At 63.2% G+C, this 23,709-nt stretch carries 19 protein-coding genes and 1 tRNA gene; 7 read left to right on the forward strand and 13 right to left on the reverse strand.

What is annotated here, in order from left to right:
* The first annotated feature begins 15 nt into the window (after window positions 1-15).
* Window positions 16-3,003 carry a UPF0182 family protein gene (locus MKCMC460_RS08230; protein ID WP_236981453.1) on the forward strand — a complete coding sequence of 996 codons (2,988 nt, stop codon included), beginning with the start codon at window positions 16-18 and terminating at the stop codon, window positions 3,001-3,003.
* A gap of 152 nt (window positions 3,004-3,155) precedes the next feature.
* The gene (locus MKCMC460_RS08235; protein WP_236981454.1) at window positions 3,156-3,965 is read left to right on the forward strand and encodes a crotonase/enoyl-CoA hydratase family protein; all 810 of its coding nucleotides are present in this window, start codon (window positions 3,156-3,158) and stop codon (window positions 3,963-3,965) included.
* Between the two features lie 37 nt (window positions 3,966-4,002).
* On the opposite strand, the gene MKCMC460_RS08240 is transcribed toward MKCMC460_RS08235, so the two are convergent.
* A complete protein-coding gene (locus MKCMC460_RS08240; protein WP_236981455.1) occupies window positions 4,003-5,208 on the reverse strand; it encodes an RtcB family protein in 1,206 nt (401 codons plus the stop codon).
* Between the two features lie 179 nt (window positions 5,209-5,387).
* On the opposite strand from MKCMC460_RS08240, the gene MKCMC460_RS08245 reads away from it, so the two are divergent.
* A tRNA-Met gene (locus tag MKCMC460_RS08245) sits at window positions 5,388-5,464 on the forward strand.
* Between the two features lie 258 nt (window positions 5,465-5,722).
* Entirely contained in the window at window positions 5,723-6,103 is a 381-nt protein-coding gene (locus tag MKCMC460_RS08250; RefSeq protein ID WP_370653091.1) for a DUF3644 domain-containing protein, read from the forward strand.
* Between the two features lie 9 nt (window positions 6,104-6,112).
* Here MKCMC460_RS08250 and MKCMC460_RS08255 read toward each other — a convergent pair.
* A protein-coding gene (locus MKCMC460_RS08255) for an IS3 family transposase (protein ID WP_142283724.1) occupies window positions 6,113-7,275 on the reverse strand; the annotation gives its coding sequence in 2 pieces (ribosomal slippage) (window positions 6,113-6,988 and window positions 6,991-7,275; 1,161 coding nt in all).
* Window positions 7,276-7,332: 57 nt separating this feature from the next.
* Between MKCMC460_RS08255 and MKCMC460_RS08260 the strand changes: the two genes are divergently transcribed.
* A complete protein-coding gene (locus tag MKCMC460_RS08260; protein WP_238305516.1) occupies window positions 7,333-8,022 on the forward strand; it encodes a hypothetical protein in 690 nt (229 codons plus the stop codon).
* 158 nt (window positions 8,023-8,180) lie between these two features.
* Here the strand turns inward: MKCMC460_RS08260 and MKCMC460_RS08265 are convergent, their stop codons facing one another.
* From MKCMC460_RS08265 to MKCMC460_RS08315, 11 genes are all read right to left on the reverse strand, one after another.
* Entirely contained in the window at window positions 8,181-8,606 is a 426-nt protein-coding gene (locus MKCMC460_RS08265) for a MazG nucleotide pyrophosphohydrolase domain-containing protein (RefSeq protein ID WP_236981457.1), read from the reverse strand.
* A gap of 204 nt (window positions 8,607-8,810) precedes the next feature.
* A complete protein-coding gene (tmk, locus tag MKCMC460_RS08270; RefSeq protein WP_236981458.1) occupies window positions 8,811-9,428 on the reverse strand; it encodes a dTMP kinase in 618 nt (205 codons plus the stop codon).
* Window positions 9,425-10,909: a B12-binding domain-containing radical SAM protein gene (locus MKCMC460_RS08275; protein WP_236981459.1), complete on the reverse strand. Its 1,485-nt coding sequence runs from the start codon at window positions 10,907-10,909 to the stop codon at window positions 9,425-9,427. Before MKCMC460_RS08275 ends, tmk begins: the two co-directional genes overlap by 4 nt.
* A complete protein-coding gene (locus tag MKCMC460_RS08280; RefSeq protein WP_238305517.1) occupies window positions 10,857-11,780 on the reverse strand; it encodes a hypothetical protein in 924 nt (307 codons plus the stop codon). The genes MKCMC460_RS08275 and MKCMC460_RS08280 overlap by 53 nt, the downstream gene beginning before the upstream one ends.
* 559 nt (window positions 11,781-12,339) lie before the next feature.
* Window positions 12,340-12,660 (reverse strand): helix-turn-helix domain-containing protein, encoded by a 321-nt coding sequence (locus tag MKCMC460_RS08285; protein ID WP_238305518.1) that lies wholly within the window; start codon window positions 12,658-12,660, stop codon window positions 12,340-12,342.
* Window positions 12,641-12,991 carry a type II toxin-antitoxin system RelE/ParE family toxin gene (locus MKCMC460_RS08290; RefSeq protein ID WP_236983879.1) on the reverse strand — a complete coding sequence of 117 codons (351 nt, stop codon included), beginning with the start codon at window positions 12,989-12,991 and terminating at the stop codon, window positions 12,641-12,643. Before MKCMC460_RS08290 ends, MKCMC460_RS08285 begins: the two co-directional genes overlap by 20 nt.
* 64 nt (window positions 12,992-13,055) lie before the next feature.
* Complete coding sequence (locus MKCMC460_RS08295; RefSeq protein WP_238305519.1) at window positions 13,056-14,111, reverse strand: site-specific integrase; 1,056 nt, start codon at window positions 14,109-14,111, stop codon at window positions 13,056-13,058.
* On the reverse strand, window positions 14,056-14,385 hold the full coding sequence (locus tag MKCMC460_RS08300; RefSeq protein WP_238305520.1) for an Arm DNA-binding domain-containing protein: 330 nt from the start codon (window positions 14,383-14,385) through the stop codon (window positions 14,056-14,058). Before MKCMC460_RS08300 ends, MKCMC460_RS08295 begins: the two co-directional genes overlap by 56 nt.
* The gene (locus MKCMC460_RS08305) at window positions 14,382-14,564 is read right to left on the reverse strand and encodes a helix-turn-helix domain-containing protein (RefSeq protein WP_238305522.1); all 183 of its coding nucleotides are present in this window, start codon (window positions 14,562-14,564) and stop codon (window positions 14,382-14,384) included. Before MKCMC460_RS08305 ends, MKCMC460_RS08300 begins: the two co-directional genes overlap by 4 nt.
* Window positions 14,565-14,570: 6 nt before the next feature.
* Complete coding sequence (locus tag MKCMC460_RS08310) at window positions 14,571-15,413, reverse strand: helix-turn-helix domain-containing protein (protein WP_238305524.1); 843 nt, start codon at window positions 15,411-15,413, stop codon at window positions 14,571-14,573.
* 313 nt (window positions 15,414-15,726) lie between these two features.
* The gene (locus tag MKCMC460_RS08315; RefSeq protein WP_236981463.1) at window positions 15,727-16,098 is read right to left on the reverse strand and encodes a hypothetical protein; all 372 of its coding nucleotides are present in this window, start codon (window positions 16,096-16,098) and stop codon (window positions 15,727-15,729) included.
* Between the two features lie 824 nt (window positions 16,099-16,922).
* On the opposite strand from MKCMC460_RS08315, the gene MKCMC460_RS08320 reads away from it, so the two are divergent.
* Window positions 16,923-19,784, forward strand: a complete 2,862-nt coding sequence (locus tag MKCMC460_RS08320; RefSeq protein WP_238305527.1) for a helicase-related protein — start codon at window positions 16,923-16,925, stop codon at window positions 19,782-19,784.
* Complete coding sequence (locus tag MKCMC460_RS08325) at window positions 19,781-23,707, forward strand: hypothetical protein (protein ID WP_238305529.1); 3,927 nt, start codon at window positions 19,781-19,783, stop codon at window positions 23,705-23,707. Before MKCMC460_RS08320 ends, MKCMC460_RS08325 begins: the two co-directional genes overlap by 4 nt.
* Window positions 23,708-23,709 lie beyond the last annotated feature (2 nt).

Consider the following 23,709-nt stretch of genomic DNA (forward strand, 5'->3'; position numbering starts at 1 on the left):
CAGGGAGCGTAGCCAGTGGGAATGCGGCCCGCCGCAAGGATGCCGAAGCTGACTCGGCGTAGCCGGATTCTGATCCTGATCGCACTGGGTGTGATCGTGCTGTTGCTGGCCGGCCCGCGGCTGATCGATGCCTACGTCGACTGGTTGTGGTTCGGCGAACTCGGCTACCGCTCGGTGTTCACCACCGTGCTGGTCACCCGCATCGTCGTTTTCCTGGTGACCGGTCTGCTGGTGGGCGGCATCGTGTTTGCCGGGCTGGCGATTGCCTACCGAACCCGCCCGGTGTTCGTCCCGAGCAACGAAAACGACCCGGTGGCGCGGTACCGGGCCCTGGTCATGAGCCGGCTGCGGTTGGTGGGCATCGGGATTCCCGCTTCCGTCGGGTTGCTGGCCGGTGTCGTAGCGCAGAGCTACTGGGCGCGGGTCCAGCTGTTCCTGCACGGTGGCGACTTCGGGATCACCGACCCGCAGTTCGGCAAGGACCTCGGGTTCTACGCGTTCGAGTTGCCGTTCTACCGGCTGGTGCTCAGCTATCTGTTCGTCGCGGTGTTCCTGGCGTTCCTGGCGAACCTGGTGTCGCACTACCTGTTCGGCGGCATCCGGCTGTCCGGGCGGGCCGGGGCGCTGAGCCGCTCGGCGCGGATCCAGCTGATCACCCTGGTTGGCGTGCTGGTGTTACTCAAGGCCGTCGCGTACTGGCTGGACCGCTACGAGCTGCTGTCGCACACCCGCGGCGGCAAGCCGTTCACCGGGGCCGGCTACACCGACATCAACGCCGTGCTGCCGGCCAAGCTGATCCTGATGGCGATCGCGCTGATCTGCGCTGCCGCGGTGTTCTCCGCGATCACGCTGCGCGACTTGCGGATTCCGGCCATCGGGCTGGTGTTGCTGCTGCTGTCGTCGATGATCGTGGGTGCGGGCTGGCCGATGATCGTCGAGCAGATCAGCGTCAAACCCAATGCGGCGCAGAAGGAGAGCGAATACATCAGCCGCAGTATCGCGGCGACCCGGCAGGCCTACGGGCTGACGCCGGACGTGGTGACCTACCGCAACTACACCGCCGGCGACAGCCAGGCGACCGCACAGCAGGTCGCCGCCGACCGCGCCACCACCTCCAACATCCGGTTGCTGGACCCGACCATCGTCAGTCCGGCGTTCACTCAGTTCCAGCAGGGCAAGAACTTCTACTACTTCCCCGAGCAGTTATCCATCGACCGGTATCTGGACCGCACCGGCGCGCTGCGCGACTACGTGGTGGCCGCCCGCGAACTCAACCCGGAACGGCTGATCGACAACCAGCGCGACTGGATCAACCGGCACACCGTCTACACCCACGGCAACGGGTTCATAGCCTCGCCTGCCAACACCGTGCGCGGCATCGCCAACGACCCGAACCAGAACGGCGGCTACCCGCAGTTCCTGGCCAACGTGGTCGGCGCCAACGGCAGCATCGTGTCCGACGGTCCGGCGCAGCTGGATCAGCCGCGGATCTACTTCGGGCCGGTGATCGCCAACGCCAGCGCAGACTACGCGATCGTCGGCAAGACCGGCGCCGACCGCGAGTACGACTACGAGACCAGCACCGAGACCAAGAACTACACCTACACCGGCAGCGGCGGCGTCTCGGTCGGTAGCTGGATCGCGCGCAGCGTGTTCGCCGCGAAGTTCGCCGAGCGAAACTTCTTGTTCTCCAATGTGATCGGCTCCAACAGCAAGATCCTGTTCAACCGTGACCCGGCGCAGCGGGTGGAGGCGGTGGCGCCGTGGTTGACCACCGACAGCTCGGTGTACCCGGCCATCGTGAACAAGCGGCTGGTGTGGATCATCGACGGCTACACCACGCTGGACAATTACCCGTACTCCGAGCTGACGTCTTTGTCGTCGGCGACGGCGGACTCCACCGAGGTGGCCTTCAACCGACTGGCGCCCGACAAGAAGGTCTCCTACATCCGCAACTCGGTGAAGGCCACCGTCGACGCCTACGACGGCACCGTGACGCTCTACCAGCAGGACGAGAACGACCCGGTGCTCAAGGCCTGGATGCGGGTGTTCCCCGGCACCGTCAAACCCAAGAGCGACATCACACCGGAGTTGGCCGACCACCTGCGCTACCCGGAGGACCTGTTCAAGGTGCAGCGGATGCTGCTGGCGAAGTACCACGTCAACGACCCGGTGACGTTCTTCTCCACGTCGGACTTCTGGGATGTGCCGCTGGACCCCAACCCCACCGCCAGCAGTTACCAGCCGCCGTACTACATCGTCGCGAAAAACATTGCCAAGAACGACAATTCGGCTTCCTATCAGCTGACCAGTGCGATGAACAGGTTCAAGCGCGATTACCTGGCCGCTTATATCAGCGCCAGCTCGGACCGCGACACCTACGGCAAGATCACGGTGTTGACCATCCCCGGTCAGGTCAACGGGCCCAAACTGGCCAACAATGCGATCACCACCGATCCGGCGGTGTCCCAGGATCTCGGTGTGATCGGCCGGGACAATCAGAACCGGATCAAGTGGGGCAATCTGCTCACCCTGCCGGTGGGCCAGGGCGGCTTGCTGTATGTCGAGCCGGTCTACGCCTCGCCGGGGGCCAGTGACGCGGCGTCGTCGTATCCGCGGCTGATCCGGGTGGCGATGATGTACAACGACAAGATCGGTTACGGGCCGACGGTCGGCGATGCGCTGACGGGACTGTTCGGTCCGGGTGCGGGTGCGACCGCGACCGGTATCCAGCCGACCGAGGCCGGTGCGCCGGTCAGCCCGCCGGCCAATACGCCGCCCGGACCGGCTGCCGGGCCGGGGCCGCCACCGCCGACGGCTGCGGTGCCTCCGCCACCGGACGCCTCCGCGGCCTTGTCCCCAGCGAAAGCCGCTGCGCTGCAAGAGATTCAGGCCGCGATCGGCGCTGCCAGGGATGCGCAGAAGAAGGGCGACTTCGCGGGGTACGGGTCGGCGCTGCAGCGTCTTGACGAGGCCATCACGAAGTTCAACAACACCAAATAGCCGCTGGACCTGGCGGTCTCTCGTGAGCGTCCTCATATGTACGGTCTCAGCCCGGATTTGGCGTCATTTTGGGGCCGCTCGTCGCGGTGCCAACTCGCCCCGTCGCCATACACTCGGCGCGACATGCAACAGCTGATCCAAGGAAGGCGACCATGCCAGATCCCGCGGTCCTCGTCGAACGTGACGGCCACGTACTGACGCTCACCCTCAACCGGCCCGAGAAGCGCAACGCGTTCAACCCGGAGATGCTGTGCCGCCTCGCCGACGCGTGGGATCTGCTGGACAGCGATCCCGAACTGCGCGTGGCGATCATGACGGGGGCCGGTGGCCACTTCTCCGCGGGAGCAGACCTCGACCGCTTGGTCGGAGCGCTGATATCCGGGCAGCCGGCCGAGAACGAGTACGAAGAGCGTGTCCGCCAAGACTTTTCGGTGATCTACAAAGGGCTCCTGAAGAACCACTACGTCAAGAAGCCGATCGTGGCTGCCGTCGAGGGTTACTGCTACGCCGGCGGCATGGAGATTCTGCAGGCCTTCGATATCCGCGTGGCCGCCGAGGACGCGCAACTGGCCGTGAGCGAGGTGCAGCGCGGCCTGTTTCCGATGAGCGCGTCGACCGTGCGGCTGCCGCGCCAGATTCCGTATACGGTCGCCATGGACATGCTGATAGTCGGAGACCCGATCTCCGGGCGACGTGCTTACGAGGTCGGCCTGGTAGGGCATGTGACACCGCGCGGGGGAGCGCTGCAGCGGGCCCGCGAGCTGGCCGACCGGCTGGCCGCCAACGGCCCGCTGGCCGTGCGCAACATCAAAGCCTCGGTGGTGGAGAACCTGGCCAAGCCCGAAGTGGAGGCGTTCACCCGGGAGCTGGAACTCGGCATGGAGGTGATGGGCTCTCGGGACGCCAAGGAGGGGCCGCGGGCGTTCCTGGAGAAGCGTCCGCCGAACTTCACCGGCGCCTAGCGTTCCCATCGGCTCGGACCGGCCGCGATGATCGGTCTTACTGGCCCTTGACGCTCATCACCTGCCGCAGCGAAGTCACCACCTCGACCAGCGGCTCGGCGTCGGCCATGACTTGGTCAATGTCCTTGTACGCCTGCGGAATTTCATCGATCCACTCCTTTCCGTGGCGGTACTCGATCCCCGTCATGGCGTCGGCCAGGTCCTGCTCGGTGAACAATTTCTTGGCCTTCGTCCGGCTGAACCGCCGACCTGCCCCGTGCGGGGCCGACCACAGCCCATCGGCGTTTCCCTTGCCGCACACGATGTATGAGCGGGTGCCCATCGAGCCGGGGATGATGCCCAGCTTGCCTTCGCTGGCGTCGATCGCGCCCTTGCGGGTGAGCCAGACGGCTTCGCCGTCGATAGTCGCTCTCGCGGTGTAGTTGTGGTGGGTGTTGATGCGCTCGGTTTCCACCAGCTGCGGTTGGACCGCCATCCATGAGGCAAAGGCGTCGATGAATCGATCCATCATCTCGGCGCGGTTGAGGTAGGCGAAACGTTGTGCCCACTCCAAATCCTGGATGTAGCGGTCGAATTCGGCCGTACCCTCCCGCAGGTAGGCGAGGTCGCGGTGCGGCAACGTGATCGACGGATCGGCTGAGCAGTTGTCCAGGGCGATCTTGATGTGACGCTGCGCAATCTTGTTGCCGACCCCGCGTGAGCCGCTGTGTAGAAAGAGCCAGACGGTGTCGTCGGCGTCCAGGCACAGTTCGATGAAGTGGTTGCCGCCGCCCAGAGATCCCAACTGCTGCATCCACTTTGGGCTGTGCGACAGGTCCACGTCGAGAGTCTTCTGCAACTCGAGCAGTTCCCGGTGCTTGGCGGCGGTGAACGGGAAACGTTGCAGGCTCGTGTTGTAATTGCCCGGCGACAACGGTATCGCGTCCTCTACCGACTGACGCAACTTCGCAAGTTGGGGGCGGTAGTCGCCGTCGAACCTTTGCACCAGGTCTGTTTCGGTGCAGCGGGTCTTGGCGGCGACCATGCCGCAGCCGATATCGACCCCGACCGCCGCGGGGATGACCGCGCCCTTGCTGGGGATGACGGTGCCGACAGCCGAGCCCTTGCCGAGGTGCGCGTCGGGCATCAATGCGACGTGCGGGTGCACGAACGGCATCGATGCGGTGACTTGGGCCTGCTGCACAGTGTCGGGGGCGATCTCGGAGGCGAAGTTGAGCAGCTTGTGCCCGAGGCGTTCGGGCATGACGGTCTCCTGGTTGGGGGTTCTGATGTGCTGGCCTGATGGGCGCTGTTCCTGCCTGACGGCCGGTCGAAGGTTATCCGTCCGCCTGAGTTGGCCGCAACGGATTTACCGGCTGCTTGGCCCGGTGAGCACGCGATTTGGAGACGCCTGCCCGTGTTGGGTAACCTTTCGTTTACCAACGCGGGGTGGAGCAGCTCGGTAGCTCGCTGGGCTCATAACCCAGAGGTCGCAGGTTCGAATCCTGTCCCCGCTACCAGCGGAAATGGCCCTCAGGCGCAAGCCTGGGGGCCATTTTCTATGGCATTGGGAACACTTTTGGGAATATTCGCAAAGCTAACAAGTTTCGAGAACAGGTTGGGAATGCTTCGGTGCAGCGCAACGACGCCTGCCAGGCGGTGGTGTTTTGGCGTGGCCGGGTTCTCATCCGTCGTCAACAATCAGGGCGAACTTTTTCGTACCGCGAGCGGGCGAGATGGTCGTCTTTCGTCGCGGGTCGAAATGACATACTGCGCTGATGCCAAGGAAGCCGCGATGGTGGTATGTCCTCCAAGACTCGAAGAACGAGGTGAGGCTCGCGGTTGATCTGTACAACAGGTCAGGTATGGAACGGCAGCTCGAAGCATTCATCGTTCACATGTCGATGGGTTGGCTCAAGCTGCTGCAGGCGCACTTCGAGAGGAGTGGCTTGGACATTTTCATCCGCGATGAGCGAGGTTGGCGGATCAGGCACCCTGATGGCGGATACAAGCACCGGGGGCTGCACGATCTAGCCAGGGAGCAATTCGCCGAAATTGATCCCCGAAAAGCTAATCTGAGATTCTTCACTGGACTTCGCAACATCATTGAGCACCGCTATGAGCGAGACATCGCTGGGGTCTGCTGCACGATCAGGTGACAGTTTCGGTCACGCGGCCTGACTGGCCGGTGTGGTCATGATTGCTTCGAATTCGATCGGGGTCAACCGCCCGAGGCCGGACTGGCGGCGGCGCCGGTGGTAGGTGCGCTCGATCCAGGTGACGATCGCGATGCGGAGTTGTTCTCGGGTGTCCCAGCGGCGGCGGTCGAGCACGTTCTTCTGCAGCAGGCTAAAGAAGCTCTCGATGGCGGCGTTGTCGCCGGCGGCTCCGACACGGCCCATAGAGCCGACCATCTCGTGTTGATTCAAGGCGTGTACGAATTTCCTTGACCGGAACTGAGATCCGCGATCCGAGTGCAGAATGCACCCCGCGACATCTCCGCGTCGGGCTACCGCGCTGTGTAGTGCCCGGATGGCCAGTTGTGACTTCATTCGGGAGTCGATGCTGTAGCCGACGATCCGGTTGGAGAACACGTCCTTAATCGCACAGAGGTAGAGCTTGCCCTCACCGGTGCGGTGCTCAGTGATGTCACTGAGCCACAACTGATTTGGCCCTTCAGCGGTGAAGTCACGCTCGACAAGATCGTCGTGCACCGGCGGCCCGACTTTGCCGTTCTTGCCGCGTTTCTTACCAAACACGCTCCACAGTCGATTCTGCGAGCAGATCCGCCATGCGGTGCGCTCGGCCATCGGCTCGCCGGCATCGCGCGCCTCCTCCACGAGGTAGCGGTAGCCGAACTCCGGATCGTCTGCGTGCGCGTCGAACAGCGCATTGGCGCGGTAGGCCTCGATGAGTTCGGCCTCGGTGATGGGGTCGGCCAGCCAGCGGTAATACGGTTGGCGGGAGAGCTTGAGTACCCGGCACGTCACCGCGACGGGGATCCCGTCGGCGGCGAGCTCTTTCACGAGCGGGTAGACCCTTTTCCCGGCAGATTGGCCTGCGATAAATACGCTGCGGCCCGGCGCAGCACCTCGTTCTCTTGCTCTAGCAGTTTGATCCGCCGTCGGGCTTCGCGCAGCTCACCGGACTCGCTGGCGCTCTTGCCGGGCTTGGTGCCTTCGTCGATGTCGGCCTGACGGAGCCATTTCTGCAGCGTCATCGGGTGCACTCCGAAATCGGTGGCGATCTGCTCGATCGTTACACCGTCATCGCGGTTGCGAGCGACCCGGACGACGTCGTCGCGGAACTCGCGGGGGTAGGGCCTTGCCATGGGGACATCCTTCCAGCCCGCCCATGCTGGGCAAGCCAACTCAGATGTCACCTATTCGTGCAGCAGACCCCTGCGTTGGTCGCCGGCAAGACTCAGGCGTATCTCCTCAATTACGAGGGAACGGTCATCGAGCTGTTCGGGGACGATGAAGGCCTCGCGGATGAGCTGCGGTTCCCTCTGTTTTTGTCGTCGATCACCGGGGACGCTGTCGACTCCCTCAAGAAGGTGCGTGCCCGCATTCCCAAGGGAGTGCTCGAGTGGGTTCAGGACTTCGACACTTCCGTTGAACCAGACATTGCGGCCGACCAGCGGTTCGAGTTCAAGGTGTACCTGATTCCGCATAAGGGTGCGAAAACCGACGCAGACGCTGCGATGACGTTCGTTCATGAAGATGAACTCACCGACGACCAGAAGGGCGTGATGGACCAAGTGAGGACCATCATTCGTGACCGCACAGTGCCGATCGGCGGTGTCGATGAATTCCTGCCAGGGGCAGTCGTTCAGCAGGTCAACGCGCAGATCGACCGCGACTTTACGATGCACATGCACACCCAAGCCTGGAAGTACTTCAACGTCCGCCCAGCAACCGGGGCAGCGGACAAATTCAAGACCAAGACTCAGTTCTGTTACTGGAACAAACTAGTGGGCAAGTACGTGTACACCCCAGCTTGGGTCGCCTACCTCGCAAGGAAGCTTTCTGACGACGAGATTTATGAGACAGTCGCGGCGGTAAACTTGGGCGACTGACCAAACCATCTCAAGCGCCCGGCTGGCCGCCTCGTAGCTCAGCGCTGGCTATCGCCATGCTTGGTTGGCACCCAAGAATCAATCGTGTTGTCTGCCAACGAGACTGTGCGCGCCACGGGCAGCCTGCAGGAGCGCTTCGCGGATGCCATGGTGCACGGTCAGCCGCTGGAGCGAGTGGTGAGGGTGGCCATACGGTGCTCGACGGTATCCATCTTATTCTGCAGCGCGTCGCTGAGGTCGACGCCCAGCACTTGGGAGAGCACCGCGACGCACATCACGACGTCGGCGAGTTCGCCTGCCAGCGTCTCTGTGTTGAACGCCTTCGCTTTGTCGGTGCGCTGCATGCGTAGGTGTCCGAGGATCTCGGCGTGCAGTTCGCCGACCTCCTCGCTGAGTTTGACCGCCTGGGAGAGCAGGAAGCCCTCGCTGTGTCGGCTGACGCCGGTGATCTGGGCGATGACGCCGATCTGCCGGTGGGCCCAACGGGTGAGGTGGCGGACGCTCAGCGCGGTGCGCTGGCGTCGTCGTTCGGCGAGTTCGGGCACGTCGAGGCCGAGCAATTGTGGTTGTTCTGGTGCAACCATGCCTGCCTTCCGCGCCGGATCGGCTCACCGTACGGCACCGCGCTTGTTAGTCGCATTGTGCAGAACTGAGCGGATTCTGTGGATAACAGGGATTCACGGGGTGGCGGCCTGTTGATCACTGGCGAAGCGCACGTGGTCAGAGCTCTGCGACAACGCCCGGGGCCTGGGGACTACCGTCTAGCAAAGAACAATGTTGTAATTTGATCAAAGCTGCAGTGTTTGGCTCGTCTCGGTGATGAGATCGGCGATCATAACGGCGACCTGCGGTGCGGCGGTCGCCTCTGTGTCCACGGTGTGCATGTTCCAACCTTGGCTTGTCAGGTCGGCAGCTACCTGCGCGTAGGCGCGGTGTTCGGCGTCGGATTGTGCGCGATGTTCCTCGAAACGGCCGTGGGAGCCGCGGCCGACGATGCGCGACCACGCGGTATCGGCGCTGGCCTCGAGAACCACGGCCAGGTCGGGGCGAGGAGCAGGCGAGTTGAGGGCCGTGATGTAGGAGGCGGGTACGCCATCGAGTGATTGCAGCACCAGCGAAGACGCTACATAGCGGTCGCAGATGACGATCGTGCCGGCCTCCAGGGCGGGCGAGATCACCCTGGCGACATGGTCTAGGCGGTCGGCGGCCACCAAGCATGCCAGCGCAGGACCGTTGATCGATCCGAATTGCTCACGCACAAATCGGCCGGTGGCCGAATCCGACGGTTCGTGGGTGTAGAGCGCGGGCAGCGCCCGGGTGTGCAGCTCCTCGACGACCAGTTGGGCAGTGGTGGTCTTACCGGCTCCGCCGAGGCCATCGATTGTGACAAACAGTCCGGGTGTCATCGGTCGGCGGCTGCAGGTTGCGCAGCTTTGTGCTGGGCACGGCGGTGCTGCTCGGCGACCACCGCCGACAGTGCGGCGCGGATGTCGGCGCGTGGTGCGGCGGCGAGGTCGCGGCCGATAGCGAAGTTGAATTCGTCACGGTCATACATCGACTCGTTGATGCCGCCTTCGGTGAGGTCCACCGGGCGGTAGTCAAGCAGCTCGTCTTCGGAGTAGGCACCGGTCGCCACCAGCCGCGCCCAGTCCGGCGTGCCAGGGTAGGGGCGGTATTCGAACGCAGAGGCGCGAAAGTCGGCATCGTGGTGGTCGCTGAGTGCCCAGAGCTGCTCGATGAGCGTGCGTGTTGCGGAAATCTCGGCGGAGGTTTCGGTAGGAAACCCGAAGATGAAATACCCCTTAACGGAAATGTGGTGGGCCAGAAGACGGGTGACGACGCGTCGGGTCATATCGGGATCGATGCGTTTGTCGATTAGGTTCAGCACCCGGGGGCTGGCCGATTCGATTCCGACGGCCACTTCGCGCAATCCCTGCCGGTGCAGTGCTTCGATCTCTTCGTCAGTGAGCCGGTCGACGACGTTGATGCGGCCGGTGGCATCCCAGGTGGCCCAGTCGCCGACGCCCTGCTCGGTGAATCCGGACACCATCTCGGCGATGACGCGCCTTGCCCCGAGAAACAGGTCGTCTACGAAGCGGAACGCGGTGACACCGGAGTCACGCAGCTGTTGCATTTCGGCGATGATGTTGTGCGGTGAGCGCACCCGGATGGTGACGTCGGGATTGGCGGAGACGGCCGCGCCGCAAAAGGAGCAGTTGTAGGGACAGCCGCGGGCGCCGACCATGCTGGCGCGCAACCGCTGGCCGGTGTCCACTGGATCGTTGGCCAGCAGTGTGCGGTCGACGAACGGCAGTGCGTCGAGGTCGGGTGCCAGCCAGCGTGCACGGTCAGGGCCGCGAGCGTTGCCGGTCGCGATGTCGCCGCGGTCGTCTTGCCACATGACCGCGGGCAGGCGCTGCCGGGCGGTCAGATCACCGAGCAGTTCCGTAACCCGTAGTTCGCCCTCGCCGATCACCAGTGCCCGGCAGTTGCCCATCCGAGGATCGCGCAATACTCGGTGGGGGAGGGCGCGCGCGTGATGCCCGCCCACTAGCAGGTGGCTGTGCGGGTTGATCAGCTCGGCCAGCTTCGCGCTCATCTCGTACGTGGGAGCCAGAAGGTTCAAGCCGACCCACCGTGGGCTGTGGCTGTTGATCAGTTGCGCGGCAGCCTGCAGCGGCAAACCGTGCGCTTCAGCGTCCAGGACGCCGGCGGCGAAGCCTTGCGCGCGTGCATAGGTGGCGATGTAGGCCATCCCCAGCACGGGCAGGGTGAAGTCGTTGGTTCGTGGCCGCTGCTCGTAATCGCGCAGTGGCGCGTTGACAAAGATGACGTCAGCGGGCTGCCCCGGTGCGAGTCCGAGCACCGGGTGCGGCTCGCCGCCCATGTAGTGCTCCAAACGCCAGCGTTGACACCGTCCAGGCGGACAGGTCTGCTTGAGCCATATTCTTCCATGCCTGGGCAAACGCTGCGTCGGTCGCTGGCCACGAGGTGTCGGCGTCCATGGCTGCCGCCCATGTGCGCACCGCGAGGTCGCCGTAGGGGTAGAGCGCAAAGTCGTTGGAGTAGTCGGCAACGGTGGCCCGTGCTGTCCACTCGCCGACGCGTCGCACCGCGGTCAGCGCCTCGACCAGATCTGAATGAGGAAGTGTCGCCCAGTGTTGACCGTGGGCCAGGTAGGCCTGCGCAGCAGCACGCAGAACGTCGCGTTTGAAGTTCAAGCCGAGTTCGGTCAGATCGGTGTCAGTCAGGGCTAGCACGGTGTGGGCGTCGGGAAACGCGGCGGTCGCGCCGTGTTTGGTGTCGAAGTGGGGTCCGAATGCGGCGCACATCGCGGTGTAGAGCCGCCGGGCGTGGGCGGCGCGAATGACCTGACGGATGATTGACGTAGCCAATGCATCCCACAGGTCAGTGTTGCGCCATCGCGCCACCACCTTCATTGCGCGGAGCCGGTGTCCCATTGTTGTTGCACCACCCAATTGGGTGCAGTCGAACAGCGTCCATTCGGGCGGCGTGCCCGCCCCTTGCAGCGCCTCGTAACACACCCGGGTCTGCCCATTCTGGGCTGGTTCGCAGGTGATCAGCCATACGCTATCGGCATCGCGGATGCAGCGTATGCGAATATCGCCATGTGTTTGCCATGAGGGATGGTCTGTCATAACATTGTCCGCTGTGACGGTCCGCGTCGGCTGCGCCTTGCGTGTTGAATTAGCTTGAACCACAACAGAATAATACCTTGATTTGGTGAACAGAGTCAATGCCGAGCAGATGTTTCTGGAGTGAATTCGCCGTTTGCCAGGTGGGTTTCGGCGGCATTTGGAGTGCACGTGATGTCTAATGCTTCGGAGCTACGCTGGCGTACGAAAGCGTCTGTCGGACAGCACTTGTCGGCGCCAATACGCCGGCTCTCTGTGCGCGCGGCCCGACGGATGCGACTGCGCACGCTCAGACGACGGATGTCTCATCGAATGATGAACCGACGGAACGAAACACGCAGTACCTGGCTGCTGACGCACGCGCGATACGCCCGAAGTTTGGCTCGATAATCGTCGGGCGGCCCAGGGCTAGATAGTCTGTCCCCGACAAGCTCGCGCGCCGTCTGCTTTGATTCTCGCGGTCCCGAGCGGAGACCTATCGTGGACCGCGCTTAGCTCAGAAAAATACAAGTCTCTGGGATGAAGTCCCCATGCCAAAGTACGGGACGCCGTTCATCGCGGCAGGTCACGGCCGAGTTGAATGACAGGGGAATCGAGAACTTACAGTTCGGGCCCTCGTCTCCAAGTCGAATGCCGGTACACCGAAAAGAGGGCGAGTTCGTCAAGTGGTTAGCTCCACGATCCTCTCGCCAAACTCTGCGACGACCCTTAGACTCCCGCCGAGCGCAGCCACGTACGACTGCAGCGTGCCCAACTCGGTATGGGACAGGTCGCCGCCCTCCAGCCTGGACACCCAGGCCTGCGACACACCCATGAGCGCGGCGACGTCGGCCTGACGGGCGTGATGAGCCTTGCGGATGTCGGCGAGGCGCTGCGCCTGGACGGCGTCGTACATCTCTTTGCGTGCGGCATCCGCGCGTGCGGGGTCAACGTGCCCCGACGCAACCGCCTCAGCGCGGATTTCACGCCAGTGTCGTGCCATCGTCGTCACTTCCTGCCAGCCAGTTCTCGTAGCGCTGCTCAGCTTTCGGAATGTTCTTGTCGTACCAGCTCTTCCAGTTGCCCGCCTTGTCGCCGCCGAGCAACAGGATTGCCTGCCGCTCTGGGTCGAAGATGAACAGAATCCGGATGCTGGTGCCGACCGGCCGCAGCTCCTTCATGCTGTGAAACTTCGATGCCTTGACTCTGTCCACCGTTGGACGACCCAAGCTTGGTCCTTCGAGCTTAAGCAGGTCGATGGCGCCGGTAACGGCGGCCGTCGTGTAGCTATCGAGCGTGAAGTACCAGGCTTCGACCTCCTCAAGGAGGATTATCTCCCAGTACTCCGACACTAATATAACCTCAGAGTTATATGCAACATTCCCAAGCGAAGTGGGCTCACGCCGGGCCGTCCCCGGCATCCCAAGCGTCGCCGAGCAAGAACTCTGCTGCTTGCTCTGCTGCCTCTTGGTCGTCGTTGCCCAGCACATGCGCGTAGGTCTCCAGGAAGAACCCGACGTTGGCGTGGCCGATGCGCTCGCTGATTACCTTCGGGCTGATCCCCGCTCGCAGCGCGCCAGTGGCGTAAGAGTGGCGCAGATCGTGAAACGTGATGCGCGACAGGCCTGCTGCGGCCGCCAGGCGGTCGAAGCGTTGACGAATAGTGTCGGGGTGTGGTGGCCGGCCGTCCTGATAGGTGAAGAGGTAGTCGCCCGAATGGTAGGCGTCGCCGAAGAATTCGCGCTCGCTGTCTTGCAGTTCGCGCCAACGGCGAAGCGCCGCCACGGTGGTGCGGTCGATGGAAATGGTTTGATCGGCGTTGCGGGTCTTGCCGCCGGCCTTATCGACTGCCCGGCCGCCGACTACCACGCGATTGTCGTGGACGGTGACGACGCCGGCATCCAGGTCGACGTCCGGCCACTTCAAGCCACACACCTGGCCGCGACGAATGTCGGTCGTGAGTTCCAGCAGGAACAGCGTGGCGAAGCGGTCGTCGCGGATCGACTTCAGGAATGTGCGGATCTCCTCAGCGCTCCACACTGTCCGGCGAGTGCGGGGTCGACGCGGTGGTTTCACGTTGCTCGCCGGGTTGTCGGTGAGGTACTTCCAGGCCACCGCGTCAACGAGGGCACGATGCAGGAAGGCGTGAACGTTGCGGACGGTCTTGGGTGCCAATCCCGGCGAAACCGGTTTGGGCACAATGCCTACCCGGTAGCATCGTACTGCGGTGCGGGCCGCATGGATCGTTGTGCCGCAGGCCTCCGACAGTTGCCGTGGTGTGGGTGGGGAACCGCAGGCATTGCGCTCGGACCAATAGGCGTACATCACAGTGTCGTTGTCTCGCTTGACGCGACCTTCGGTGAGCAGTTTGGCGTATAGCTTCAGGAGTAGCGGCTCGTCAAGGCTCTGCAGGCGCTCGGCACCGATGTGGGGGGATAACGTATGTGCGGGCATAATCGCTCCAGCTGCGCCAGGTCGTGGCGTCGAGCGCAGGTTTGACGGCTGCGAGCCATTCGGTGAGGAACTGCGCGACCGTGCGGGTCGAGGGTTTGACAACTCGGCCGCGGTCAGCGTCGCGCATGGCGTCTCGGCACGCTTTCCACGCTTCGCGCTCGGTGTCGAAGCCCCCCTTGGTGATCCACGGATATCTGCCCGTGGCGGGGTCCCGCTCGGACAAGCGGAACTTGTAGTACCACGCTGAACCCCGCTGGTGGACAGTGCCTTTCACGATGCCACCAGTTTGCGCAAGTCGGCCGTGACGACGTAAATTCGGCCACCAAGTCGACGGACGGGCAACTCGTCAGAGGCCACGAGTCGATAGGCTGCGGCTCGGCTGATTCCCAACAGCTGCGCTGCGTGGGGGACCGCAAGCAGCAGCGGCAGATCGTTGAACACGTTGCTTTCCAAGATAATTCACCACCTTTCCACATTTTTGCCAGAAGTTTGCACGGACGTAGGGCCCCTGTGGATTTGAGGGCTGCATTGTGGACAAAACCGCGCAGCTTCTGTTCCGTCGGCCGCAGTGACCGTGATGGTGCGAAAATGCGCGTCCTCGCACTCACCGCACCACGGCACCGTCGTCACGGGTGGGTCTGCGCCGTGCCAGGCCTCGGTGAGGCGCCGTCCGATGACGCGGATGGGCTCACGTGCGCCCTGGGGATGTCGAATCAGATGCTCGGTGAGGTCTTCGACTGGCCAGCCGCGCGCCAGGGCGGACTCGATGGCCGGCAAGAGCGTATTGGCGGCGCGACTGCTCAGCTTCCACGAATCGATCACGGTCGCCAAGACCAGTGCCGCACTGCCGCTTGGTTCGGATGGTGATTCGGTTAATGGTTTCAAGGGGTCCCGGTTTGGGACCCCCGTGGGGTCTCGCGATGACACCGTCCCAGTCTCGTTATGGGACGGCCCCCGTGTCAGTACGGGACTGGGGGGTCCCGAATTGGGACCGGGGGGTCCCGGATCGGTACTGCGTGAATGATGCGGTGCTCGAGGGTGATTGAGGTAGTAGCGCGTGGAGCGACGCGCCCCGGAGTCGTGGAATTGCGGGCGCCGCGTCATGAACTCGCGCGCCTCTAGATAGCTGAGCGCCCGCAAGACGGTGCTTCTGCCGGCGCCGGATTCAGCCATGAGCGTGCGGATCGAGGGATAACATGAGAAGTTCTCGTCTGCCTTGTTTGCCAGCAGGACAAGGATGAATTTCGCGACCGGATGTGCGATGTCTGAGTCTTTCGCCCAGGCGAGCGCTTCCCAGCTCATTCCGAAGCGCCGACGGGGTACCGCTCACAGATAGCCGTTCCGGCGGGCTGCGCCGAGCGGCGATCCGTGTCGCGTCGTTTCATGCTTAAACGGTAAGTCCGCCCACCGACGCTGCGCGACGGTCGGTCGAAACTTTCTCGGTCAATTTCGCTGCAGCACACCCGATTCCCGTTGCCTCCTGGAACGCAATGAAACGTCGTGAAACGCTCGGTTCGGCAACGGCAATGCGCTAACCACGGCACGACCGGCGTGGCTCGACGGTCAGTAGGGATCACCCGACGCGGGTTATGGAATTTGGGTCATAGAGCCGGCGCTAGCCGTCGATGAGTCGCGCTCGTTCGAGCGAGGAGAGCAAACGCTGGGCCGCTCGCAGTGTCGCAGCGTGCATCGTGGTGTTCAGTCCTCCTGAGTCCGCTTCGGCCGCCAACGCTTCGAGCACTGCGCGGCACGCCCGAGGTGAATTCAGCACGATCTGAACCGCCTCGGCGCGGCTCGACTTGATTTGGGTTGTCTCGACGCGGACACGTTCCCCGATGCGCTCGACGGGCTTCTCGACCACCTCGACCCGCACCGCTACCGCGCCGTTGGCTGCTGCGCGCCGTTCCTCGTATGCCGCTCGCCGGCACTGCTGGGAACACCAGGTCGGTGGGCGTCCAGGCTTGGGTGGCCAGGCGCTCGTTGGCATCGCTGCGGCGCATCGCGGGCACTGTTTTAGTCGCACGATGGTAATGGTAAGTGCACCTCAAAAATTAGATACGGACGAAATTGCGTTATCGTTTCGTGACCTGTGTGCAAGAGGTGTGATGGTCTTTGGGGGCAAGAATGCGACTTACTTAGTAAACCTAGGGAGGCTGAGCGACAGTTCAGAAGGAAGCGCAATAGGTCGTGGGAAAGGGCGACGCGCCGAACAAGTAGGCGTGATGGTCGTTACTCCGGGATGTTGGTGGACACCTTGCGATGATCGCTACCGCGGGGGCTGGCTTGTCGGGTGCTGAGCCGGAGAACGACGAGAATGGGGGTGGAGTGCCGCGGTACAGGTTTGAGTGGGCCAACTTCTCACCAGCGTTACTCAAGGTCCTCTGCCGCGACCTCCTCGGGGATCTGCAAAGCAACCCCGCGGATGCGCTCGTCCGCAACTACGGGGCACGACCCCGGGAGGACTTCGTTCGGGCCGCGTGGCCGATCTTGCGTGAATCTTGGCTCCGCGTGTCCAAAGAGTCCCGCGACTGGGTGGTGGAAACGCTGAGGCAGATCCGGCACGAACCTGAGCCGCTAACGCGCCGCGACGACCAGATGGACTACCTTCGCAACCTGAGGAACTCAGCGAACTTGCGACGCATCGTCCTGCAGGAACTCGTTGCGGCCGGAGAAATGGAACGTCCAGCAAGACATGAACCCCGACAGACCGAAAGGCCGTCAAGGACGCGATCAGTATCACGGCAGTCCAGCGCCGAAAACAGCACACCACGCCGCGGGAAGATGCCACAGAGCAGCCGAAAGGGATCGCCAGTGACGACCACGGTAGGGGCCACACCGACGGAAGGTGACCTCCTGACACCGGGCAAGGTGGTCCGGCTGCGTGAACGGCTTTGGCGTGTCGACTACTGCGACGGCACCACCTTCGGTGTGACAGCACTCGACGGCCGCGACACCCGGCCTTCCAGGTTTCACACCGCACTCGAAACTGTGGAGGCCGGCGACCTCCCGTTTCCCCAACCCGGCGCGCTGGCCGACGACCGCCAGCAACGGTTGCTCCTGGACGCCTACAAGTTCTCCCTGCTTCACGGCACCGCCCCCATCCTCGGCCTGCAGCGCTCGCGAGCTATCCCCACCGACTACCAACTCGTGCCGCTGCTGATGGCTCTCAACAGCGACCCGGTGCGTCTGCTCATCGCCGATGACGTCGGAACCGGAAAAACCGTGGAGGCGGGACTTATCCTGTCCGAACTGCTGGCCCGTGGCCGCGCCCGCCGAGTCTTGATCGCGGTCCCTGCCAACCTGCGTGATCAGTGGCATGACGCGCTGGACCGGATGTTCCACATCGACGCCACTATCGTGGCCGGGCATCTGCTGCCGGCCCTGGAACGCCGACTGCTGCCGGGCCAGAGCGTGTGGGCCGCCCACGACATCGTGATCGCGAGCATCGACTACCTCAAGACCCGTACCGAAGAGGTCCTGTCCTACGGCTGGGACTGCCTGATCATCGACGAAGCGCACATCGCAGCCAAGCCACACACCCAGGCCGGACGATCGACCCCGGACATGGAGCGCTTCCTCTTCGCGTCCAGTGCCGCGGCCCGATGCCGGCACCTGCTGCTGGTCACCGCCACCCCCCACAACGGGTACACAGATTCGTTCCATTCGCTGTTCCAGATGCTCGATCCCACCCTGGTCACCGATTTCGCCGGGCTGGATCGCAGACGCGCACGCGACCATCACGTCGTGCAACGACGCCGCGCTGACATCGAAGACTGGTATCGACTTCGCGGTGCCAAATCGCCCTTTCCGGCGCGCCGCGCTGATGAGCAACTCGTCAGCCTCACCCGCAAGCGAGAGATGCAAGCCCTGCTGGCCGCACTCAACGAGTACGCCGGCGACCTGTACACCGGCGGCACCCGCACCGTCGACCGCTGGCTAGCCGCGCATCTGCAGAAACGGCTGCTGTCCAGCCCGGCGGCGCTGCGCTCAAGCATCGACAAGCGGATCGCGGCCGTGACCCGCGGTACGAGCTTGGAAACCAACGCCACCGCGCTCGAACGTGCCGCCGAAACCACAACCGATGCGATGTTCGATGAAGACGACGAACAAGACGCTGCGCACGTGACCGCGACCAGCGGACTGGACGCGGCGACCGAACTGCGCCGCCTGGGCGAGATCCGCGACCTCGCCAAGCAGGTCACCGCAGCCAAAGACCCGAAACTGCAGGCCCTGCTCACACTGCTGCCCGAACGGATGGCCCAGCATCCCAATGCACCCCGAGTGCTGGTATTCACCAAATACAAGGACACTCTCGACTATCTGGTCGCTCACCTGGAAAAGGCGGTGGGCAAGCCGAAAGCCGGCCTGCCGGCGGACACCGAGGTTCACGCGATCCACGGCGGGATGAACCTCGCCCAACGCAACGAGGTTTTCACGAGGTTCGAAAAAGCCAGCCCGGCCGTTCTGATCGCCACCGACTGCATCAGTGAAGGCGTGAACCTCCAACGAGCCTGCGCCGAGCTCGTACATTACGAGCTGCCGTGGAACCCCAACCGGATCGAGCAACGCAACGGACGCATCGATCGGTTCCTGCAGCGCGAACCGTTCGTCGGAATCCGCACACTGGTGCTCGACGATCCCTTGGATGCCAGCCTGCTCTATCTGATCGTCCGCAAGGCCGAACAGATGCGCGCCGACTACGGATTCGTGCCGCCGTTTCTGGCCAACACCGACATCCTGTTGCACCTGTCAGACCCACAGGCAGCCTTCCGCGGCCGGGTGACCGCCCGGTCCAGCGCCTCGCAGCTGTCCTTGGCCGACCTGTTCGCCCAGGACGCCGAAGAGGATATGAGCAGCCTCGACAGTGAGCTTGCCGAACTGACCGCTCAAAGCGTCGACGAAACCGACACGCTGGAACGGGTGCGCGACGAATCCTTCTACGGACAGACCGGGATCGCACTGCAAGCCATCGAGGAAGCCCTGTCCACGTCGCGTGATCTTGCCGGCACCCCAGAACAGGTGCGGGAGTTCACGTTACGCAGCCTGCGCGATCGCCACGCCACCGTCAGCGAGGACGCCGCGATATTCACCGCCACCAGCGCTCCCGCGAACCTCACGGACCTGATCCCATCCGGTTACCGGTTCACCTTCGACCAAACCATCGGCATCGACGACCCCGACATCGACGTGATCGACCTCGCCCACCCCCTGCTTCGACGCCTCATCGACATGACGCTTGAGGAAGCCCGCATGCCTGAGTGCCGCGGCCGCGTCGCCGCCCGCATCATCGACACCACCACCGGCCGCGCAGTACTCCTGCACGCCCTGATCCGCTACGTCGCCCACGCCGAACCACCGGTCCTGCTCGAAGAATTAGTTCCAATCGGCTACCAACTGAGCACCGGCGACACCCTGGACCCCGCGCCGTTGCTGGCCGCCGCAGCTGGCGCAGGCAGCAAGCACCGCGACGACGTCCTCGAAGACACCGCGCACGTCCTCGACGACCCCCAGCTGCGCGACCGATTACACGCAGTCGCGGCGCAACGCGCAACGACCCTAGCCCAACGGCACAGCAGCCTGGTCGCCACGTGGGCCAACGGACTGACCCGAGTCGAGTCCACCTCGACCGACCTCGTAGCAATGACCCTGCTCTACCCGCAGGTGAAGCCATGACCGACGTTAGCCTTGTCCACACCAGCGGCGGCCTCATCGGCGACGTCATCACCGACAGTCTGCGTTCCTCCGATGTGGACGGTGATGCGAAATTCCTCACTGTCGCAGCCACATTCACTGACCTCGACGGTGTCGTCCCCACCAAGACGCAACTCCTCAGCGACCAGGAAGCCGCCTTCCGTACCGGCGTGGCACTGTGGTCGACCTACGGCGACGAACTAAAAAGCGGCATGGACATCTCCCGGATCCGGGAACGCCTTGTCATCAAACTGCTTGACCTACTGGGTTTCTCGCCGATTTATCAACGCGCGAACCTTACCGCCGGAGGCCAAAGATGGGACATCAGCCACCTGGGATGGCAGAGTGAGCATGCTCCTCCGATCCACACAGTAGCCGCCGCGGATCTCGACCAACGCGGTGAACGCAAGCGCAGCCCACATGAAGAGTTGCAGGGCTATCTCAATGCCGCTGACGCGCGTTGGGGAATCTTAACCAACGGCCGAGTGCTCCGCCTGTTGCGCGATTACCACCACACCCGCACCCGCGGCTATGTCGAGTTTGATGTTGTTGCGATCTTCGAGGCCGCCAGCTGGCCGGACTTCTTGGCATTGTGGAGGCTGTGCCACGTTTCACGCTTCCGGGCCGGCGCCGACACCGCCGTCGCGGATTCGCCCGACACCACCACTGCCGCGTCTGAGGACGACGACGCTGAGGACGGTGATACCGCCGTCGTTGACGACACGACCTCTATAACGTTGCTGGAATCGCTTCACAGCAGAGCGGTTTCCGCCGGCGTCGCCGCCGGGCGACGCTTGCAACCACAGGTCCGATCGGCGATCGGCAGCCTGGCCAACGGGGTCATCGACGCCAACCCGGAGCTGCGTGGCCAGTTGGAATCCGATCCGGACCTCGGCCGGGAGCTCTACCGCGAGTTGCTCACCGTCTTGTACCGAATCCTGTTCCTGCTCTTCGCCGAACAACGCGGAATGCTCAAGGGCGCCGACGCGCTCTACCGCGAGAGCTACAGCCTGACCCGACTGCGCGCCATTGCCGTCGACGGCCACGCCGAACCCAGGCGCATGGATCTTTGGGAAGGCCTCAAGACCACCTTCCGGTTGTTCGGCAACGAAGCCGATGCCGCCGTTCTCGGTGTCTACCCGTACAACGGGTTCTTGTTCGATGCCGCCCGTACACCGATGATGACGAACGCGCGGTTAGCCAACTGGAACTTGACCGCCGCCATCGAAGCGTTGACCACCGTGCAAACCGGCAAGATGAGCCTGCACATTGACTACCGCAATCTCGGCGTCGAGGAACTCGGTGCCGTTTATGAGTCGCTACTGGACTACACCCTGACCATCGCTGCCACGGCCGAATCCGTGGACGGCCGCGTGGTACGCGCAGGGGAGGCCTATCTGGCCCCGTTGAGCATCGAACGCGCCGATCTGGCCTCCTACTACACGCCCATCGAGCTGACCGATCTGCTGCTGACCCGCACACTGGACCCGCTGATCGAACAAACCCTCGCCGCCGCCGGTGACGATTCCGCTGCCCGGGCCGCCGCGATCCTCGGTCTGAAAGTTCTGGATCCAGCGTGCGGCTCGGCGGCAATTCTGACTGGCGCGCTTGAACGCCTGGCCTATGCGGTCGCTCGCGCACGCAGCGACCCGCATGAGCCAAAGGATGTCGACCTCGCCCATGCGCGGCGAGATGTGCTGCAGCGGTGCATCTTCGGAGCAGAAAAGGACCCGTTCGCGGCCGAACTCGCCAAGGTGGCACTTTGGATTCACTGCGTGGTGCCAGACCAACCGCTGACGTTCTTGGACCATCACATCGTCTGCGGCGACAGTCTGGTGGGATGGCCGCTACTCAATGTGCCCAAACAGATTCCCGACGCCGCATACAAGGTGCAGTCGGCTAAGGGTGCAGACCGGTCTGTGCTCAACAAAGCGGCCCAACGCAACGAGGCATTTAACAGCGCAGGCGGTGATCTGTTCCAACAGTGCCCCGTCGATTTCACCCTCACCCTCCCTGCAGAACTGGAAGAAGGAGAACACAGTCCCGAACAAGTGCGCCGCAAAGCGGCCGCATACCGCGCCTGGATCGCTAGTCCCGACTACGCCCGATGGAAACAGACCGCCGACCTGTGGACCGCAGCGTTCTTCTGGACCGCCGACACTGGCCACGGAGTCGCTCCGCCCACCAGCGTCGAATACGCCGCGGCGCTAGACGGTAACCCCGACCCGCAGTTAGCGGCAACCGCAGCCGATCTGCTCGCCGACATCAATCCGCTGCACTGGCCGCTTGCCTTCCCAGAGGCCCACGCCGCGGGTGGGTTCGATCTGGTCCTCGGCAATCCTCCCTGGGAGCAGTTCGAAAGTGGAGAGCAAGCGTTCTTCAAACAGCACAAGCCAGCGATTGCGGCGATGACCAGCGAAACCCGCAAACAAGCGATAGCCGCACTTCAATCGGACGATCCCGGCATGTTTGCGCGGTGGGATCGGTATCGATCTCTGCAGGGCCGGATGGCGCACTACGCCAAGTCCTGCGGCCGCTTCACCCGGACCTCTGGCAAGGTCAACACATACGTGCTCTTCACCGAACTTGCCGCCAACTCCAGCGCTCACGTCGGACTCATCGTGAAGTCGGGCATCGCAATTGACGCCTCCCAATCACTGGTGTGGAAGCGACTTCTCGATGACCACCGTGTCCGCGAAACTTTGGACATGGTCAACCAAGACCGATCTGGAAAGCGTGTATTCCCGGCGGTTGCCGCCGTCGAACGGTTCTGCATCCTGCATCTCGGCCCGCGTGTGGTGGCGCCCGTCCAAGCATCCATGCTCAACTTCGGGGTGGCGGAGGCAGCTACCAACCCGCCGCGCATTTGGACCCGGGATGAGATGCGGGTCGCCTCACCGCGCACGCAGAACTTGTTGTCAACAGGTGATAAGCGCGAACTCGAACTGGCGCTTGCTTTGCAGGGTCGCTTTAAGCCTCTAGATTTCGCTGATACTGATGGCGCAAATCCTTGGGGGCTGAGGTATGCGGCACTGTTCAATTCATCGACCGCCAAGGTGTCCGGTGCTCTACTGCGAGGCCCTGTTCTGGAAGAGCAAGGTTTTAGGCTCGGTCGGGACAAGCGCTACAGCCATGGAGACGGCAGAATTGCCGTTCCCGTGTATGAGGGCCAGATGGCCAACCGGTGGGACCACCGCGCTCGTACCTACGAAGGATTCAAGGGAAAGGACCGCTACGGCCGAAAGCCCCACATTCCGTGGGTTTCCAATGAGCAACACTCCGACCCAGATTTTGAGATTGAACCCCGATACTGGATGCACACAAAGGTAGCGGAGGAGCGCATCAACGAGGTTGCCACCGAAGGCGAAGCGGCAATGGCGCTGCGTGAAATCGGTCGCCCCTGGACTGATCGTCGCATTCTTCGTGTAGCAATTGTAGAAAGGTTGCCAGCAACAGACACCTTGCCAATTCTCTTTGTGCCAACCGAAACGGTCACTGCTGCCGCGGCATTGTTCAATTCCATGACATTGGATTTCCTAGTCCGATTGCACATGCCTGGGGGGCACGTGACAACACCCGTCTTGACGCAATGTGTGGCACCAGTGCCCTCGGAAATCCCCCAGCGCGCAGCCGATCTCGCAGCGCAACTAAGTCTGACCTCGACTCGACTCGCCGCAGCTGTCGGACAGCCTTTGCGTCCATGGGATCCCGAACGGCGGGACACCTTGGACGCTCAGTGTGATGCGCTGATCGCGCAAGCCTACGGGCTATCGACGGCGGATTACGAGATTGTGCTGGACCATTTCAAACTACTCGAGAAGATCGAGACCCGATCGCACCGGGGCGAGTACTACAGCAAGCGACTGCGCCTGGAAGCGTTCGAAGAAATCGAAGGGAACCCCTAAAT

The sequence above is a fragment of the Mycobacterium sp. 20KCMC460 genome, assembly GCF_022179425.1.
Lineage (GTDB): Bacteria > Actinomycetota > Actinomycetes > Mycobacteriales > Mycobacteriaceae > Mycobacterium > Mycobacterium kiyosense.